This is a genomic window from Streptomyces sp. CBMA29 (assembly GCF_014596445.1).
Classification (GTDB): domain Bacteria; phylum Actinomycetota; class Actinomycetes; order Streptomycetales; family Streptomycetaceae; genus Actinacidiphila.
In genome coordinates, this window is the sequence record NZ_MECL01000068.1 from 26324 (window position 1) to 41953 (window position 15630).

At 72.0% G+C, this 15630-nt stretch carries 15 protein-coding genes and 1 pseudogene; 6 read left to right on the forward strand and 10 right to left on the reverse strand.

The features are described from left to right. Positions 1 to 2: 2 nt before the first annotated feature. The 3 genes from BGM09_RS10660 (at position 3) to pssA (ending at position 2935) form a co-directional block, all read left to right on the forward strand. Positions 3 to 1214 carry an acyl-CoA dehydrogenase family protein gene (locus BGM09_RS10660; RefSeq protein ID WP_188281257.1) on the forward strand — a complete coding sequence of 404 codons (1212 nt, stop codon included), beginning with the start codon at positions 3 to 5 and terminating at the stop codon, positions 1212 to 1214. 193 nt (positions 1215 to 1407) lie between these two features. Continuing rightward, a complete protein-coding gene (locus BGM09_RS10665; protein WP_188281258.1) occupies positions 1408 to 2064 on the forward strand; it encodes a phosphatidylserine decarboxylase in 657 nt (218 codons plus the stop codon). A 37-nt stretch (positions 2065 to 2101) separates the two neighbouring features. Then, positions 2102 to 2935, forward strand: coding sequence for a CDP-diacylglycerol--serine O-phosphatidyltransferase (pssA, locus tag BGM09_RS10670; protein WP_188281259.1), 834 nt, complete (start codon positions 2102 to 2104; stop codon positions 2933 to 2935). A gap of 114 nt (positions 2936 to 3049) precedes the next feature. Here pssA and BGM09_RS10675 read toward each other — a convergent pair whose 3' ends face one another. Further along, positions 3050 to 4219, reverse strand: coding sequence for a glycerate kinase (locus tag BGM09_RS10675; RefSeq protein WP_188281260.1), 1170 nt, complete (start codon positions 4217 to 4219; stop codon positions 3050 to 3052). Positions 4220 to 4352: 133 nt separating this feature from the next. On the opposite strand from BGM09_RS10675, the gene BGM09_RS10680 reads away from it, so the two are divergent. Continuing rightward, positions 4353 to 4856 (forward strand): NUDIX domain-containing protein, encoded by a 504-nt coding sequence (locus BGM09_RS10680; protein ID WP_188281261.1) that lies wholly within the window; start codon positions 4353 to 4355, stop codon positions 4854 to 4856. Positions 4857 to 4865: 9 nt separating this feature from the next. On the opposite strand, the gene BGM09_RS10685 is transcribed toward BGM09_RS10680, so the two are convergent. Beyond that, a complete protein-coding gene (locus BGM09_RS10685) occupies positions 4866 to 5408 on the reverse strand; it encodes an NUDIX hydrolase (protein ID WP_188281262.1) in 543 nt (180 codons plus the stop codon). 63 nt (positions 5409 to 5471) lie between these two features. On the opposite strand from BGM09_RS10685, the gene BGM09_RS10690 reads away from it, so the two are divergent. Beyond that, positions 5472 to 6368, forward strand: a complete 897-nt coding sequence (locus BGM09_RS10690; RefSeq protein WP_188281263.1) for a TIGR02569 family protein — start codon at positions 5472 to 5474, stop codon at positions 6366 to 6368. On the opposite strand, the gene BGM09_RS10695 is transcribed toward BGM09_RS10690, so the two are convergent. Further along, a complete protein-coding gene (locus tag BGM09_RS10695) occupies positions 6341 to 6808 on the reverse strand; it encodes an SCP2 sterol-binding domain-containing protein (RefSeq protein WP_188281264.1) in 468 nt (155 codons plus the stop codon). The genes BGM09_RS10690 and BGM09_RS10695 overlap by 28 nt on opposite strands. Before the next feature lie 157 nt (positions 6809 to 6965). On the opposite strand from BGM09_RS10695, the gene BGM09_RS10700 reads away from it, so the two are divergent. Continuing rightward, a complete protein-coding gene (locus BGM09_RS10700) occupies positions 6966 to 7829 on the forward strand; it encodes a nucleotidyltransferase domain-containing protein (protein ID WP_411158287.1) in 864 nt (287 codons plus the stop codon). Between the two features lie 248 nt (positions 7830 to 8077). On the opposite strand, the gene BGM09_RS10705 is transcribed toward BGM09_RS10700, so the two are convergent. The 7 genes and pseudogenes from BGM09_RS10705 to BGM09_RS10735 all read right to left on the reverse strand — a co-directional run. After that, entirely contained in the window at positions 8078 to 9493 is a 1416-nt protein-coding gene (locus tag BGM09_RS10705) for a phytoene desaturase family protein (RefSeq protein WP_188281272.1), read from the reverse strand. A gap of 11 nt (positions 9494 to 9504) precedes the next feature. Continuing rightward, positions 9505 to 10383: an inositol monophosphatase family protein gene (locus BGM09_RS10710; protein ID WP_188281265.1), complete on the reverse strand. Its 879-nt coding sequence runs from the start codon at positions 10381 to 10383 to the stop codon at positions 9505 to 9507. 141 nt (positions 10384 to 10524) lie between these two features. Beyond that, positions 10525 to 11538 carry a TIGR03842 family LLM class F420-dependent oxidoreductase gene (locus tag BGM09_RS10715; protein ID WP_188281266.1) on the reverse strand — a complete coding sequence of 338 codons (1014 nt, stop codon included), beginning with the start codon at positions 11536 to 11538 and terminating at the stop codon, positions 10525 to 10527. 29 nt (positions 11539 to 11567) lie between these two features. Then, positions 11568 to 12974 carry a dihydropyrimidinase gene (gene hydA, locus BGM09_RS10720; RefSeq protein ID WP_317452638.1) on the reverse strand — a complete coding sequence of 469 codons (1407 nt, stop codon included), beginning with the start codon at positions 12972 to 12974 and terminating at the stop codon, positions 11568 to 11570. Beyond that, positions 12971 to 14329, reverse strand: coding sequence for an aspartate aminotransferase family protein (locus tag BGM09_RS10725; protein ID WP_188281267.1), 1359 nt, complete (start codon positions 14327 to 14329; stop codon positions 12971 to 12973). The genes hydA and BGM09_RS10725 overlap by 4 nt, the downstream gene beginning before the upstream one ends. 3 nt (positions 14330 to 14332) lie before the next feature. Beyond that, positions 14333 to 15175, reverse strand: coding sequence for a nitrilase-related carbon-nitrogen hydrolase (locus BGM09_RS10730; protein WP_188281268.1), 843 nt, complete (start codon positions 15173 to 15175; stop codon positions 14333 to 14335). A gap of 177 nt (positions 15176 to 15352) precedes the next feature. Then, a pseudogene (locus BGM09_RS10735) lies at positions 15353 to 15630 on the reverse strand (hypothetical protein); the annotation flags it as partial.

Below are 15630 nucleotides of genomic sequence, written 5' to 3' on the forward strand. Positions count from 1 at the left end.
TCATGAGCCGCCTCGCGCAGACCGACGGGCTGACCGACGTCCAGGAGGAGATCCTCTCCACCGTCCGCTCCTTCGTGGACAAGGAGATCCTGCCGGTCGCCACGGAGTTGGAGCACCGCGACGAATATCCGACGGACATCGTCGAAGGGCTCAAGGAACTGGGCATCTTCGGCCTGATGATTCCCGAGGAGTACGGCGGCCTCGGCGAGTCGCTGCTGACGTACGCGCTGACGGTCGAGGAGATCGCGCGCGGCTGGATGAGTGTGTCCGGCATCATCAACACCCATTTCATCGTCGCCTACATGATCAAACAGCACGGCACACAGGAGCAGAAGGACCATTTCCTGCCGCGTATGGCGGCGGGCGACGTGCGCGGCGCTTTCTCGATGTCGGAGCCGGAACTGGGCTCCGACGTGTCGGCGATCCGCACCAAGGGCGTACGCGACGGGGACGCGTATGTCGTCAACGGCCAGAAGATGTGGCTGACGAACGGCGGTTCGTCGAATCTGGTCGCGGTGCTGTGCAGGACCGACGAGGGGCAGCCGCAGGACGCGCCGCCGCACAGGTCGATGACGACCTTCCTGATCGAGAAGGAGCCCGGCTTCGGCGCCAACGCGTCGGTCCCCGGCCTCACCGTGCCCGGAAAGATCGACAAGATGGGCTACAAGGGCGTCGACACCACGGAGCTGATCCTCCAGGACGTACGGGTTCCGGCCGACCGGGTGCTCGGCGGACAGAGCGGCCGGGGTTTTTACCAGATGATGGACGGCGTCGAGGTCGGCCGGGTCAATGTGGCCGCGCGCGGCTGCGGTGTGGCACAGCGGGCGTTCGAACTGGGCATCGGCTACGCACAGCAACGGCACACCTTCGGCAAACCCATCGCACAGCACCAGGCGATCCAGTTCAAGCTCGCCGAGATGGCCACCAAGGTGGAGGCCGCGCACCGGATGATGGTCAACGCCGCACGTAAGAAGGATTCGGGCGAGCGCAACGACCTGGAGGCCGGGATGGCGAAGTACCTGGCCGCGGAGTTCTGCAAGGAAGTAGTGGAGGACGCGTTCCGCATCCACGGCGGCTACGGCTTCTCCAAGGAGTACGAGATCGAGCGGCTGTACCGGGAGGCGCCGATGCTGCTGATCGGCGAGGGGACCGCCGAGATCCAGAAAATGATCATCGGGCGACGACTGCTGGAGGAGTACCGTCTCCAGGGATAACCGAAGGAAGAATATCCGTATTTATTGACATTTACCCGAGGGGAAGGTCACACTGCGTGAGCCGTCGCGGCACGGGAACCAGCCATCGACTCGCCCTTGAGCTTGCCGAGTTGCCCGTGTCAACCGATACCATCGGGTTAAAGCCGCCGTCCCCAGAAGTAATTCGCGGCACCCTCCGCTACGAAGGTCTTCCATGCCCCACAGCCATTCCTCTGCACCACGCGACGGTCTTGTCGGCGTACGACTCGCGCGCGGAGCGTCGCCGTGGCTCCTCCCGACCGTCGCCACCGCGGCGGTAAGCCTTGCCCGCGCGCGCCGCTCAGGCCGCTGGGCGACGGTGGCCGTCCCCGCCACCGCGCTCGCCGCGGGCATGCTGTGGTTCTTCCGCGACCCCGAGCGCGAGATCGCCCAGGGCCGTGTGATCTGTCCGGCGGACGGTGTGGTGCAGAGCATCATGCCGTGGAAGGACGGCCGCACCCGCGTCGCGATCTTCATGAGCCCGCTGAACGTCCACGTGAACCGCGCGCCCCTGGCGGGCACGGTCACCTCCGTCGAGCACATCCCCGGCGGATACGTACCGGCGTTCAACAAGGAGAGCGAGAACAACGAGCGGGTGGTCTGGCACTTCGACACCGAGATCGGCGATGTCGAGATGGTGCAGATCGCCGGCGCGGTGGCGCGCAGGATCGTTCCGTACGTGCCGCGCGGCTGCAAGGTGGAACAGGGCGAGCGGATCGGCCTGATCCGGTTCGGCTCGCGGGTCGATGTGTACCTGCCGGAGGGCATCGAGCCCGACGTCGAGGTCGGGCAGACCACCACGGCTGGGGTGACTCGCCTTGACCGTGGTTGAACCCGACACGCAGGCAAAGGCCCATACTCACACTCCGGTGCAGGCGCAGTCGCACTGGGTCACCGAGCTGGAGGACGAGGTCGCCGACCTTCCGCTGTCCACCCGGCTGTCCATCGCCGACGCGCTCACCCTCGGTAACGCGATCTGTGGCTTCATGGCCGTGTACTTCACGACCACCGGAGTCCTGGTCCCGCACCTGATGGGCACCACCGTCGGCGGCATGTCCAAGCACAGCGCCGCCACGGCGGTGACGCTCATGCTGCTCGCGTCCGTCTTCGACCTCTTCGACGGGCTGGTCGCGCGCAAGCTGCGCAGCTCAGCGATGGGCGCGGAGCTGGACAATCTCTCGGACCTGATCAGCTTCGGCCTCGCGCCCGCCTACTTCGTCGTCGTCTGGGGTCTGGTCGCCGACGACGCCCACGGCAAGGTGTCGGCCGCCGCCGCGGTGATGGTCGTCCTGGCCGTGGTGCTGCGGCTCGCCCGCTTCTCCTGCACCACGATCAGGGACGGTGTCTTCCAGGGCATGCCCAGCCCCTTCGGGGCGATGACGGTCGTCTCCGTCGTCCTGCTGGAGCTGCCCTTCATCCCCACCGTCGTCGCCATCGTCGGCATCGCCTGGCTCATGGTGAGCCGCGTGGAGTACCCCAAGCCGCGCGGACGCCTCGCCGTCATCACCCTCGGCTGGATCCTCATCAGCATGGGCTGCCTGACCGCCTGGACCCTCGACGTCCCCGGCGGCCACCTGCTCCTCCAGACGGGCGCCGCCCTCCAGTGCGTCGCGGCGGCGGTCATCCCCTGCTTCGCGACCACGCGTCGCGTCAACACGATGCGGGCCAATCGTCGTGAGGCCAGGGCCGACGCTCTGCGCTGACATGTCCTCCGGGGGCGAGCCCCCCGGTGCTCCTACGGCCCGCGGCCCCTCCGCTCTCGGCGGAGGGGCCGCAGTCGTTTCCGCATGCCCGCACCGGCCCAGTGGCCGCAGGGGCTAGGTCAGGAAGTCGCGGGCCAGCTCGGCTGAGAGCTGTTCGAGGAGAGGGCCGGCGTTGGGGATGGAGACGGCCGGGTCCGGTTCGAGGGACGAGAGCGGGTAGGCGCGGCGGATGCCCGCGGAGCCGAGGGCGCTGGGGCTGAGGGCGAGACGTCCGCAGACGGCGACGACGTCGATGTCACGGGCGCGGGCGGCCTGGGCGACGCCGATCGGCGCCTTTCCGTGCAGGGTCTGCTCGTCGAGGGAGCCTTCGCCGGTGATGACGAGGTCGACGCCGTCGAGGGCGGCCTCAAAGCCGAGGACGTCGAGCATGACGTCGATACCGGCCCGGAAGGTGGCGCCGAGGCCGACGAGGGCCCCGTAGCCGATGCCGCCCGCGGCGCCCGCGCCGGGGGCGTCGGCCGCAGCGGAGGCGGTCGGACCTTCGGCGAGGGCGAGGACGTCGACGTACTGCCCGAGGGCGGCGTCGAGCGTGGCGACATCGGCCTCGGAGGCGCCCTTCTGCGGCCCGTAGACGGCGGCTGCGCCCTTGGGTCCGAGCAGCGGGTTGTCGACGTCGCTGGCGAGGACGATCTCGGTGTCGACCAGCCGCGGGTCGAGCCCGGACAGGTCGGCGGTGGCGAGCCCGGCCAGCGGGCCGCCGCCGGGCGCGACGGGCGCGCCGTCGCGGTCCAGCAGCCGGGCGCCGAGCGCGCTGAGCATGCCCGCGCCGCCGTCGTTGGTGGCGCTGCCGCCGACGCCCAGCACAATGGTGCGGGCGCCCGCGTCGAGCGCGGCCCTCAGCAGCTCGCCGGTGCCGTACGTGGTCGCCGTGAGCGGCGCGAAGACGCCGGACGGCAGGTGCTGGAGTCCGGACGCCTCTGCCATCTCGACCACGGCGGTACGGTCACGCAGCGCGTACGAGGCGTCGACCGGCTCGCCCAGCGGTCCGGTGACGCGTACCGTGCGCCGTTCGAAACCGCCGGTGACGGCGGCCTCGACGGTGCCGTCACCGCCGTCGGCGACCGGCACGGAGGTGACGGTCACACCGGGCGCGCCCTTGCGCAGCCCCGCCTCGACATGCGCGGCCACCTGCACCGCGGTCAGCGAGCCCTTGAACTTGTCCGCGGCGATCAGCACACGTCCCGTGGATCTTGTTGCAGCGTCGGACACTGTCGTACTCCCCATCCGAAAACGGAACATCGCGCCGGTGGGACCCTATCCCGGCCGGGGTCTCCTGCCCATGCCGCACCGCGCTGTGTCACCGCGCGACCACCGGTTCGCGAGTCCGCCGCGCGGCCCGTGGCCGTAGGTTGGCGGCATGACGACGACCGACTTCGCCACGTACATCGCAGGGCTGCCGAAGATCATTTCGGGAGCGAACACCCTCTTCAGGTCCGCCGACGGCCGGATTCTCATCGTCGAGCCGAACTACCGCGACGACGGGACCTGGACGCTGCCGGGCGGCACCATCGAGTCCGACCGGAACGAGACACCGCGGCAGGCGGCCCGCCGGGAGAGCGCGGAGGAGATCGGTCTGGACATCGAGCCGGGCCCGCTGCTCGCCGTCGACTGGGTGACGGGGCCCGGCAGGCCGCCGCTGGCCAGTTACCTCTACGACGGCGGCGTGCTGGACGAGACGCGGCTGGCGGCGGTACGGCTCCAGGAGGAGGAGCTGGACTCCTGGAAGCTGGTCCCGGCCGCCGAGATCGACTCCTACTTCTCGCCGGGTGCCGCCCGCCGTATCCACGCGGCCCTGGCCGCGCTCGCCGCGGGCGCCGGTCCCGTCGAGCTGGAGAACGGCCGCCGCGCGGGCGGCAGTTGACGTCTTGCGTCAACCGGTCGTACGGCGTGGCCCGTTGGGTACGTGGCCGAGGTCGGGGGCGGGTTCCGCCGGGCCGTGCTCGCGCAGGTCGGCGAGGAGCGCGGGCAGCCGCGGCGGCCACAACGCGTCGTCGGTGGCTGCGAGTTCGGCCGGGGTCCACCAACGGCCGTGCAGGATGCGGTCCGCGCCGTGCGCTTCGGCGAGGTCACCGGCCAGGGGTCGGTGCGGTGCGTACGCCACGTAGATGTGCTCGTGCTGGCGTACGGGGGTGTCCACGCGGGTGAAGTCGTGCTCCCACGTGCAGAGCAGCGGACCTGGCTCGATGTCGGTCCACCCGGTCTCCTCGCGCGCCTCGCGCACCGCGCCCTCGCGGTGCGTCTCGTCGCCTTCGAGGCCGCCGCCGGGCATCGCCCAGTGGACGCCGACCTCCGGATTGTCGTACCGGAAGAGGAAGATCGAACCGTCCGGGGCGAGGATCGCGACGCGGGCCGCGCGTCGCAGGACGCGGTGGGGCGCGGCCGTGTCCGTGCCTTCGGTTGCCGGTTCCGTCATGCTGTCCACCGCTCCCCGTTATCGCGTCGCCGGGTCCGTGACCCCGACCTAGGATCTTGCCCCATGACCGAATCCACACAGCCATCCGGGTCGGCCCCGCCGTCGGCCGCCGTGCTCGCGGCATTCGGTGGGCCGGGGCGGCCGGTGCCGCTGCCGGGCGGGCAGGGGCAGACCTGGCGGGACGGCGAGGTGGTGCTCAAGCCGACCGGGCTCGTGGCCGAGACCGCGTGGCGGGCCGAGGTGCTGACCGCGCTGCCCGCGTCGCCGCACTTCCGGGTCGCGCGGCCGGTCCGGGCGGCGAACGGCGGCTGGACGGCGGACGGTTGGGAGGCGTGGCAGTACGTGGCCGGCCGGTCCGACCCGGGGCGGCCCGCCGATGTGCTGCGGACGGCCGCCGCCTTCCACGCGGCGCTCGCGGACGTACCGCGCCCCGGCTTCCTCGACGCGCGCGAGGGTCCGTGGTCGTACGCGGCCCGGGTCGCCTGGGAGGAGTCGCCGCTGGACGACGGGGGCGACGGCGACGCCGAGGTGGCGGCGCTCATCGCACAACTGGCCGCCGAGCGGCGGCCGTTCGGTTCGTCCGCCGCACCGGAGCCGCAGGTCGTGCACGGCGATCTGCTGGGCAACGTGCTCTTCGCGGACGGCCTGCCGCCCGCGGTCATCGACTGGCCGCCGTACTGGTACCCCGCCGACTGGGCGGCGGCCGTCGTGGTGGTCGACGCGCTGCTCTGGTACGGGGCGGGGCCCGCGGTCCTCACGCTCGGCCCCGTCGGGGACGGCCATGTCCCCGACCCCGCCGCGTGGGCCCAACTCCTCGTCCGCGCGCTGCTGTTCCGGCTGGTCACCGGCGCCGTGCTCGGCCCGGACGCGCAGCCGCGACCGTACGAGCGGACGGCGGTCGCGGCCGTACGGGCGTACGTGGCCGCGGGCGGTCAGGGCTTGGGGATGTCGAAGAAGTAGGTCAGGCCGCCGGCCAGCCGGATGTCCCCCTGCACCTTCAGCTTCCGGGTGAAGAACAGCGCCGGGCCCGAGGCGTTGCCCGAGACCAGCTTGAGGAATTCGGGCGCGGCCATCGTGAGGGTGAGCTGCGGCGTACGCCCGGTGTCCTCGGCCGTGACGGCGCAGGCGCCGTTCGCGATGTGCGTCTCGTAGACGTCGGGCGCCTCGTCCCCCGCCGTGATCCGCCAGCGGATCAGGGCGTCGCGGCGGCCCGCCGACTCCGGCTTGAAGAGGGTGCCCATCCGGTGGAAGACCTCGTCCAGGACCCGTCGGCGCTGCGCTCCGTTCATGAACTCCGCGATCCGGCGGGGCGGCAGGTCCCGTACGATCCGCGCGAATTCCTTCGGCTCGACCGAGCCGAAGTCGAGGAGTTCGAGGTCGATATCGTCGAGCGCCGCCATGTCGGGCCTTCCTGACTCCAGAGTAAGTTTACTGGTGAGTAAGGATAGATACGGCGCGGCACCGTGGCAAGGCACCGCCTCGGGCACCGCCTCGGGCACCGCGCGGGCAGCGGAAATAGGCGCGCGGGGCCGGGCCGCCGTCCCGTACCGTCACGGCATGCATGCTGATCAGCCGACGTTGCCCGACGTCCTCGCCGCCGCGCCGGACGTTCCCGTAGCCGGCATGGCCCGCGCGCTTCGGGAGGTGCCCGGGGTGGTCGGGGTGCTGCTCGGGGGAAGCAGGGCGCGCGGGACGCACCGGGCGGACTCGGACTGGGACCTCGGCGTGTACTACCGGGGCGAGCCTGATGTGGCCGCGTTGGCCGCGCTCGCGCGGGAGTTCACCGGGGAACCGGTGGAGGTGGCCGCGCCGGGCGGGTGGGGGCCGTGGGTCAACGCAGGGGCGTGGCTGCGCGTGGACGGGGTCGCCGTCGACTGGATCCTGCGGGACATCGACCGCGTCCGGCGGGTGTGGCAGGACTGCCGCGAGGGCCGCTACGAGGTCGGCATCCAGCCGGGGCACCCGCTCGGCTTCTGGTCGCCCTGCTATCCGGGCGAGGTCGCCCTCGGGCACGTACTCGCCGACACCGCCGGGGAGTTGGCGGCGCTCCGGGCCGAGACGCGGGTGTATCCCGAGGCGTTGCGGCGCGCGCTGGTCGAGGCCGCGTGGGAGGCGGAGTTCACGGTTGCCGCCGCCGCGAAGTCGGCCGCCGGCGGAGACCATGTTCACGTGTCCCTCTGCCTGTCGCGGGCCTTCGGTGTCCTCGCGCAGGCGTTGCACGCCTGGCACCGCGTGTGGTGCCTGAACGAGAAGGGGGCCCTTCCCGCGGCTGCGGTGCTTCCCGGGGCTCCCGCGGGGTTCGCCGAGGAGGTCGGTGCCCTTCTGGGCCGCAGCGGGCTCTCTGCCGACGAGCTCTCCGTCACCGTGGCCTCGACGGCCCGCCTCATCCACGAAACCCGCTGCGCTCTGCCCCTCCCCTAGCCCGAGCCGCTCCGTGCGCCGAGCCGGCGCAGGGCCTTTTTTTGGGGGCGCGGGGAACTGCGCGACCAGCCCCCACCGGGCCTGCGGCCCGAAAACACACAGCGACTGCCCCACTGGGGCCGGTTTCTCGCCCGCGCCACCGTTGTGGCTGAGCGCGCAGTTCCTCCCCCAGCCTTCGGCCGGGAGGTGCCCCCAGCGCCCCCAAAGGATCGGCGAACCGCCCATGGCATAGGCGCCGCGCTGCGGGGTTAGCGGCGAGCGGTACGGCGGAGGTGGTGGAGGACGGCGCGGGCGGCGTGGTGGCCGGGCATGCCGTGGACGCCGGGGCCGGGCGGGGTGGCGGAGGAGCAGAGGAAGAGGTTGGGGCGGATGGTGGTGTAGGGATTGGCGGCGAGGCGGGGCCGGATGACGGACTGGAGTCCGGAGTAGGCGCCGCAGGCGATGTCACCGCCGACATAGTTGGCGTTGCGGGCGGCGAGACCGGCGGGCCCGGTGACGGCGCGGGCGAGGACGAGGTCACGGAAGCCCGGCGCGAAGCGCTCGATCTGGCGCTCGACGGCATCGGTGGCGTCGCCGTGCCAGTTGTGGGGGACGTGTCCGTAGGCCCAGAAGACGTGCTTGCCCTGGGGCGCGCGGGAGGGATCGACCACGGACGGCTGGGCGGTGATGAGGAAGGGCGTCTGCGGCGGGCGCCCGGTGACGGCCCGGTTGAGGGCGTCGCCGATCTCGGTGTAGCTGGGCCCGATGTGCACGGTGCCCGCGCGCCGCGCGTCGGGGGACGTCCACGGCACCGGCCCGTCCAGCGCGTAGTCGATCTTGAAGACGGAGGCGCCGTAGCGGTAGCCGCGGTACGCGTCGCCGAGCCCGGCGATCCGGGCGAGCGCGGTCGGCGAGGTGTCGAAGACATAGGCGCGGGCGGGCGGCAGCTCGTCGAGCTTGCGGACGGTGACGCCGGTGCGGATGACGCCGCCCAGTTCGGTGAGGTGCCCGGCCAGCGCGTCGGAGATGGCCTGGGAGCCGCCGCGGGCGACGGGCCAGCCGTTCTCGTGCGCGGCGAGCGCGAACATCATCGCCATCGCCCCGGTGAACGGCTGGGTGAGCCGGGTGATCGCGTGCCCGGCGAGCCCGGCGATCAGCGCCCGCGCCTTGGGATCGCGGAACCGCTGGGCGAGGACGGCGGCGGGCGGGGCGCCGGTCAGGCCGAACCGCAGGAAGCGGTACGGGTCGCGCGGTATCCCGGCCCACTGCGGCCGGAAGAAGTCCGCGGCGAGCGCGTCCCAGTGGCCGGTGTACGGCGCGAGCAGCCGCCGGTAGGCGCCCGCGTCGCGCGCGCCGAGCGAGGCCGCGGTCTCGCCGACCGTGCGGGCGAGGACGGCGGCGGTGCCGTCGGGGAACGGGTGCGCCATCGGGACTTCCGGCTGGAGCCACTCCAGACCGTGCTTGGCGAGCGGCAGCGCGCCGAAGACGGGCGAGCCGATGCCGAAGGGGTGCACGGCGGAGCAGGGGTCGTGCCGGAAGCCCGGCAGCGTCAGCTCCTCGGTGCGGGCGCCGCCGCCCACGGTGTCGGCGGCCTCGTAGATCTGCACGCAGAGCCCGGCGCGGGCCAACTCCACCGCCGCGGTCAGTCCGTTGGGGCCCGCGCCGACGACGACGGCGTCGGCCACGACCGCGCGGCTCACCTTCCGGCCGCCATCAGCTCGGTGACCTGCCGTGCGGTGGCCTCGTCGCGGGCGAGGGTGAAGGGCAGTTCGTTGCCGCCGGGGATCGAGAAGGGCACGCCGGACGCCGTGCGGCTGACGCCGCCCGCCTCGGTGGCGAGCAGCAGTCCCGCCGCGTGGTCCCAGGGCGCTTCCCAGAAGAAGGCGACGCCGTCGATCGCGCCGCGGGCCACGTCCAGGTAGGCCAGACCCGCGCAGGTGCAGGGGGTGCAGACCGCGCCCGAGGCGTCCAGCCGGGTCAGGGCGTCGCGCTCGTAGCCGGTGCGGTAGACCGGGTTGGAGGTGGACAGCCGCAGCGGCTCGCCCGCCTCGGGAGTGCGGGTGTGCAGCCGCTCGCCGTCCAGATGCGCGCCCCGGCCGCGCCGCGCGGTGGCGAACAGGCCGCGCTGCGGAGCGTACGTCCAGGAGGCGAGCGGTACGCCGTCGTGCACGAGGGCGACCAGGGTGGCGAAGCCGTCCTCGCCGCGGACGAAGGCGGAGGTGCCGTCGACCGGGTCGACCACCCACACCGGTTCGTCGCCGCCCAGCCGTTCCAGTACGCCGCTGTCGGCGCTGACCGCCTCCTCGCCGACCACGACGGAGCCGGGCAGCAGCGCGGTCAGCTCTTCGGTGAGCCGTTCCTCCGCGCGCCGGTCGGCGGTGGTGACCAGGTCGTACGGGCCGCTCTTGCGCGAGATGTCGTCGTCGCCGAGCCGCCGCCAGCGCGGCACCACCTCGGTGGCGACCACCGCTCTGATCACGTCCTCGACGGCGGCGAGCAGTGCGTCGTCCACGCCGTCGCCGGCGCCGTCCACGCCCGCCGCGTCACCCGATACCGCACCGACCTCATTGCCCATGCCGCCATCCAATCAGACCCTGGCGCCGCGCGGTTCCCGCCCTGTGGACAACGGCTCTCCCCCCGGTGCGGGCAGCCGCGGCGGCGCCGCCGCGGACCCACTCCCCCAGGTCAGCCACGCGCCGGGCCCCGGCCGCGCGATTCAGCCCAGCACCGGGATGATGTGCTCGCCGTACGCGTCGATCGTCGCCTCCTTCGCGTCGTGCATGTCGTAGACCGCGAACTGGTCGACGCCCAGGTCCCGCAGGGCCCGCAGCTTGTCCAGGTGCCGGTCGACCGGGCCGATCAGGCAGAAGCGGTCCACGATCTCGTCGGGCACGAAGGCGGTGTCGGGGTTGCCCGAGCGGCCGTGGTGCGCGTAGTCGTAGCCGTGCCGCTGGGCGATGTACTCGGTCAGTTCCTCCGGCACCAGGTCGGAGTGTTCGCCGTAGCGGCTGACGAGGTCGGCGACGTGGTTGCCGACCATGCCGCCGAACCAGCGGCACTGTTCGCGGGCGTGCGCGAGGGCTTCGGGCGAGTCGTCGGCCGTGACGTAGGCCGGCGCGGCGACGCAGACGGTGACCGAGGCCGGGTCACGGCCCGCCTTCTCGGCCGCGTCCCGTACCGCCTTCACCATCCACTCGGTGAGGTAGACGTCGGCGAGTTGCAGGATGAAGCCGTCGGCCTTCTCGCCGGTCAGCGCCAGCGCCTTCGGGCCGTACGCGGCCATCCAGACCGGCAGTTCGCCGTTCTCGACCCAGGGCAGCCGCAGCGGTGTGCCGTCGACCACGGCCTCGCGGCCCTCGGCGAGATCGCGGATGACGGTCATCGCCTCGCCGACCCGCGCGAGGGTGTTGGGCTTGCGTCCGGCGACCCGCATCGCCGAGTCGCCGCGGCCGATGCCGCAGACCGTGCGGTTGCCGTACATCGAGTTGAGGGTGGCGAAGGTGGAGGCGGTCACCTCCCAGGTACGGGTGCCGGGGTTGGTGACCATCGTGCCGACCTTGAGCCGGTCGGTGTGGTCGAGGATGCGGCTGTGGATGACGAACGGCTCCTGCCACAGCACGGCGGAGTCGAAGGTCCAGCCGTACGTGAAGCCGTTGCGCTCGGCGCGGCGCATCAGGCCGACGACGTTCGAGGCGGGTGGATCGGTCTGGAGGACGAGGCCAAAATCCATGACGCCGCTCCCTTCTGTGAGGCTGAGGGCTAGATCAGGTACTGGCAGATGCCGCGCGGCGTGTACTGGCCGTGGCCGGCCCGGCCCACGTACGACCGGTCCTCGATCACGGGCACACCGCGGGACAGCACGGTCTCGACCCGGCCGGTCGTCCGCTTGCCCTCGTAGGCGGAGTAGTCGACGTTCATGTGGTGGGTCTCTGCGGACATGACCTGCTCGGCGTGCGGGTCGTAGATCACCACGTCGGCGTCGGCGCCCGGCGCGATGGTGCCCTTGCGCGGGTAGAGGCCGAACATCCGGGCCGGGGTGGCGCAGGCGATCTCGATCCAGCGGCGGCGGCTGATGTGCCCGTCCACGACGCCCTGGTGGAGGAGGTCCATGCGGTTCTCCACGCCGGGCATGCCGTTGGGGATCTTGGAGAAGTCGCCGACGCCCATGTCCTTCTGCCCGGTGAAGCAGAACGGGCAGTGGTCGGTGGAGACCACCTGGAGGTCGTTGGTGCGCAGGCCCTGCCAGAGCGCGGCCTGGTGCTCGCGGGGGCGCAGCGGCGTACTGCACACGTACTTGGCGCCCTCGAAGCCGGGTTCTGCGAGGTTGTCGGTGGACAGGAACAGGTACTGCGGACACGTCTCGCCGAAGACGTTGAGGCCCAGGTCGCGGGCGGCGGTGAGTTCGGCGACGGCCTGCTGCGCGGAGACGTGCACGATGTAGAGCGGGGCGCCGGCGACGCGGGCGAGCTGGATGGCGCGGTGGGTGGCCTCGGCCTCCAGCAGGGCGTGCCTGACCTCGCCGTGGTAGCGGGGGTCGGTCTTCCCGGCTTCGAGGGCCTGCTGGACGAGGACGTCGATCGCGATGCCGTTCTCGGCGTGCATCATCGTCAGGCCGCCGTTGCCCGCGGCACGCTGCATGGCGCGCAGGATCTGCCCGTCGTCGCTGTAGAAGACGCCGGGGTAGGCCATGAACATCTTGAAGCTGGTCACGCCCTCCTCGACCAGGATGTCCATCTCCTTGAGCGAGTGCTCGTTCACGTCGGAGACGATCATGTGGAAGGCGTAGTCGACGGCGCACTGCGCGTCGGCCTTGGCGTGCCAGGCGTCGAGCCCCGAGCGGAGCGATTTCCCGACGCCCTGGATGGCGAAGTCGACGATGGTGGTGGTGCCGCCCCAGGCGGCGGCGCGGGTGCCGGTCTCGAAGGTGTCGGAGGCGGTGGTGCCGCCGAACGGCATCTCCATGTGGGTGTGTCCGTCGACGCCGCCGGGGATGACGTATTTTCCGGTGGCGTCGATGACGGTGCCGGCGGTCCAGCCCGCCGCCGTCTCACTGTCGTGGGCGGCGAGGGCGGCGATCCTGCCGCCCTCGATCAGGACGTCGGCGTGCATCTCGTCGGCGGCGGTGATGACGAGGCCGCCGCGGATCACGGTACGGGTCGCGGTCACTGCGCCGTCCCTCCCTCGGATTCGCTCGATGACTGGTCCGCGAGTTCGCTCTGCGCCTGTTTCAGGGCCGCCTCCAGCAGGTCGGCGCCCTCCTCGGCCTCGGCGACGGTGAGCGAGAGCGGCGGGGCGATCCGCAGGACGTTCCCCGCGAGGCCGCCCTTGCCGATCAGCAGGCCGTGCGCGCGGGCCGCTTCGAGTACGGCGGAGGCCGCCGCGGGGGACGGGGTGTCGGTGCCCGGCTCGACCAGTTCGACGCCGAGCATCAGGCCGCGTCCGCGCACCTCGCGGACGATGCCCAGGCCCGCGGAGACCGCGGTGAGGCGGGCCTTGAGCAGGCCGCCGACCCGGCGGGCGTTGCCCTGGAGGTCGTGGTCGAGGAGGTAGGTGAGATTCGCCAGCGCTCCCGCGGTGGTGATCGGGCTGCCGCCGAAGGTGGAGATGGAGTTGGCGTTCAGGCAGTTCATCACATCGGCGCGGGCCACCACGCCGCCCATGGACATGCCGTTGCCGATGCCCTTGGCGAAGGTGAGGATGTCGGGCGCGCCGGACCCGCTGTGCGCCTGCCAGCCCCAGAAGTTGTCGCCGGTACGGCCCCAGCCGGTCTGCACCTCGTCGGTGATCCACAGGATGCCGTGCCGGTCCAGGACCCGCTTGAAGGCGGCGAGCAGCCCGTCGGGACCCGAGGTGAAACCGCCGACGCCCTGGACGGGTTCGGCGATCAGCGCGGCGACCGTGCCGTTGGCCTGGCCGAGGATGTCCTCCAGGTCCGCGACGCACGCGGCGGTGAACTCGGCGTCCGTCAGATGCGCGTACGGTCCGCGGCTGCGCACCCCGCCGTGCACGTACAGCGTCTGGAGCGGGGACAGGCTGGTCGGCGACCAGGCGGAGTTGCCGGTGATGCCGATCGAGGTGAAGGAGCGGCCGTGGTAGCTGTTGCGCAGCGCCAGCACCTGGTTGGAGCGGCGGTAGGCGGTGGCCAGCAGCAGGGCCGTGTCGTTGGCCTCGGTGCCCGAGGTGGTGAAGAAGACCCGGGCGTCGGGGATGCCGGACAGCCGGGCGATCCGCTCGGCCAGCTCCACGGCCTGGCGGCTGAGGTAGAGCGTCGAGGAGTGCAGGATCTTCCCGGCCTGCTCGGTGACGGCCGCGGTGACCTCGGGCAGCGCGTGCGCGGTCATCGTGGTGAGGATGCCGCCGAAGAAGTCCAGGTAGCGGTTGCCCTCGGCGTCCCAGACGTGGCGGCCCTCGCCGTGCGTCAGCTCGATCGGCCGGGCGTAGTAGGTGGCCAGCCAATCGGGCAGGACGGCGCGGTGGCGGGCGTGCAGCGCGGCGTGCGCGCTCTCGGTGGCGGTGACCATCGCTCAGCCCTCCGTCAGGTCGCCGTAGGCGTCGGGCCTGCGGTCGCGGTAGAAGGCCCAGGTCTGCCGGACCTCGTCGATCAGGTCCAGGTCCAGGTCGCGGACCAGCAGTTCCTCCTTGGTGTCGGAGGCGGTGCCGTCCACGAACTGGCCGCGCGGGTCGACGAAGTAGCTGGTGCCGTAGAAGTCGTTGTCGCCGTACTCCTCGCGGCCGACCCGGTTGATCGCGGCGATGAAGTACTCGTTGGCTACGGCCGCCGCGGGCTGCTCCAGCTTCCACAGGTGCGCCGACAGGCCGCGGCTGGTGGCCGAGGGGTTGTAGACGATCTGGGCGCCCGCCAGGCCCAGGGCGCGCCAGCCCTCGGGGAAGTGCCGGTCGTAGCAGATGTAGACGCCGATCCGGCCGACGGCGGTCTCGAAGACCGGCCAGCCGAGGTTGCCCGGCTTGAAGTAGTACTTCTCCCAGAAGCCGTTGACCTGCGGGATGTGGTGCTTGCGGTACGTGCCGAGGACGGTGCCGTCCGCGTCGATCACGGCCGCGGTGTTGTAGTAGACGCCCGGTTGCTCGATCTCGAAGACCGGCACCACGATGACCATGCCGGTCTCGCGGGCCAGCGCCCGCATCCGCTGGACGGTCGGGCCGTCGGGGACGGGCTCCGCCCACCGGTAGTGCTCGGCCTCCTGGACCTGGCAGAAGTAGGGGGCGTTGAACACCTCCTGGAAGCCGATCACCTTCGCGCCCTGCGCGGCGGCGGCTCGGGCGTGTTCCTCGTGCTTCGCGATCATCGATTCCGTATCGCCGGTCCAGGTGGCCTGGACGAGCGCGGCACGCACGACATTGCTCATGAGCAGCTCCTCAGACGTGGCAGCTTCACGCCGGTAGTCCCGTTCTACGCCCGTAGATCCCAGCCGTGGGGAAGAACGTAGAAGCGCCCTACCCACTGTGGCAAGACCGCTACCGTTACCGGGCGAAGACGATCACGTTTCCCCCTCGGGGAACCCGTTCGGCGGCGCGCGTACGCGTCAGCCGCCAGGCAGGCCCGCGCGGCGCAGGGCGGCCACGATGTCGCGGCGGCGGGAGGTGGAGACCGACTCCGCGGCGTCCAGGACGGGAACGGCCAGGCCGGGGCGGGCTCTGACCACGGCGGCGGCGTCCTCGGGCGGACGCCCCCGGGCGAGGGTCCGCAGGAGTTCGCCCGCCTCCTCGTGGCGACCGGCGTTGGCCAGGTCGCCCGCGATCGTGGCCAGGTCGGCGGGCGGGCGCGACGCGGCCTGGTGCAGGAGCGTGCGGCAGTCGCCGG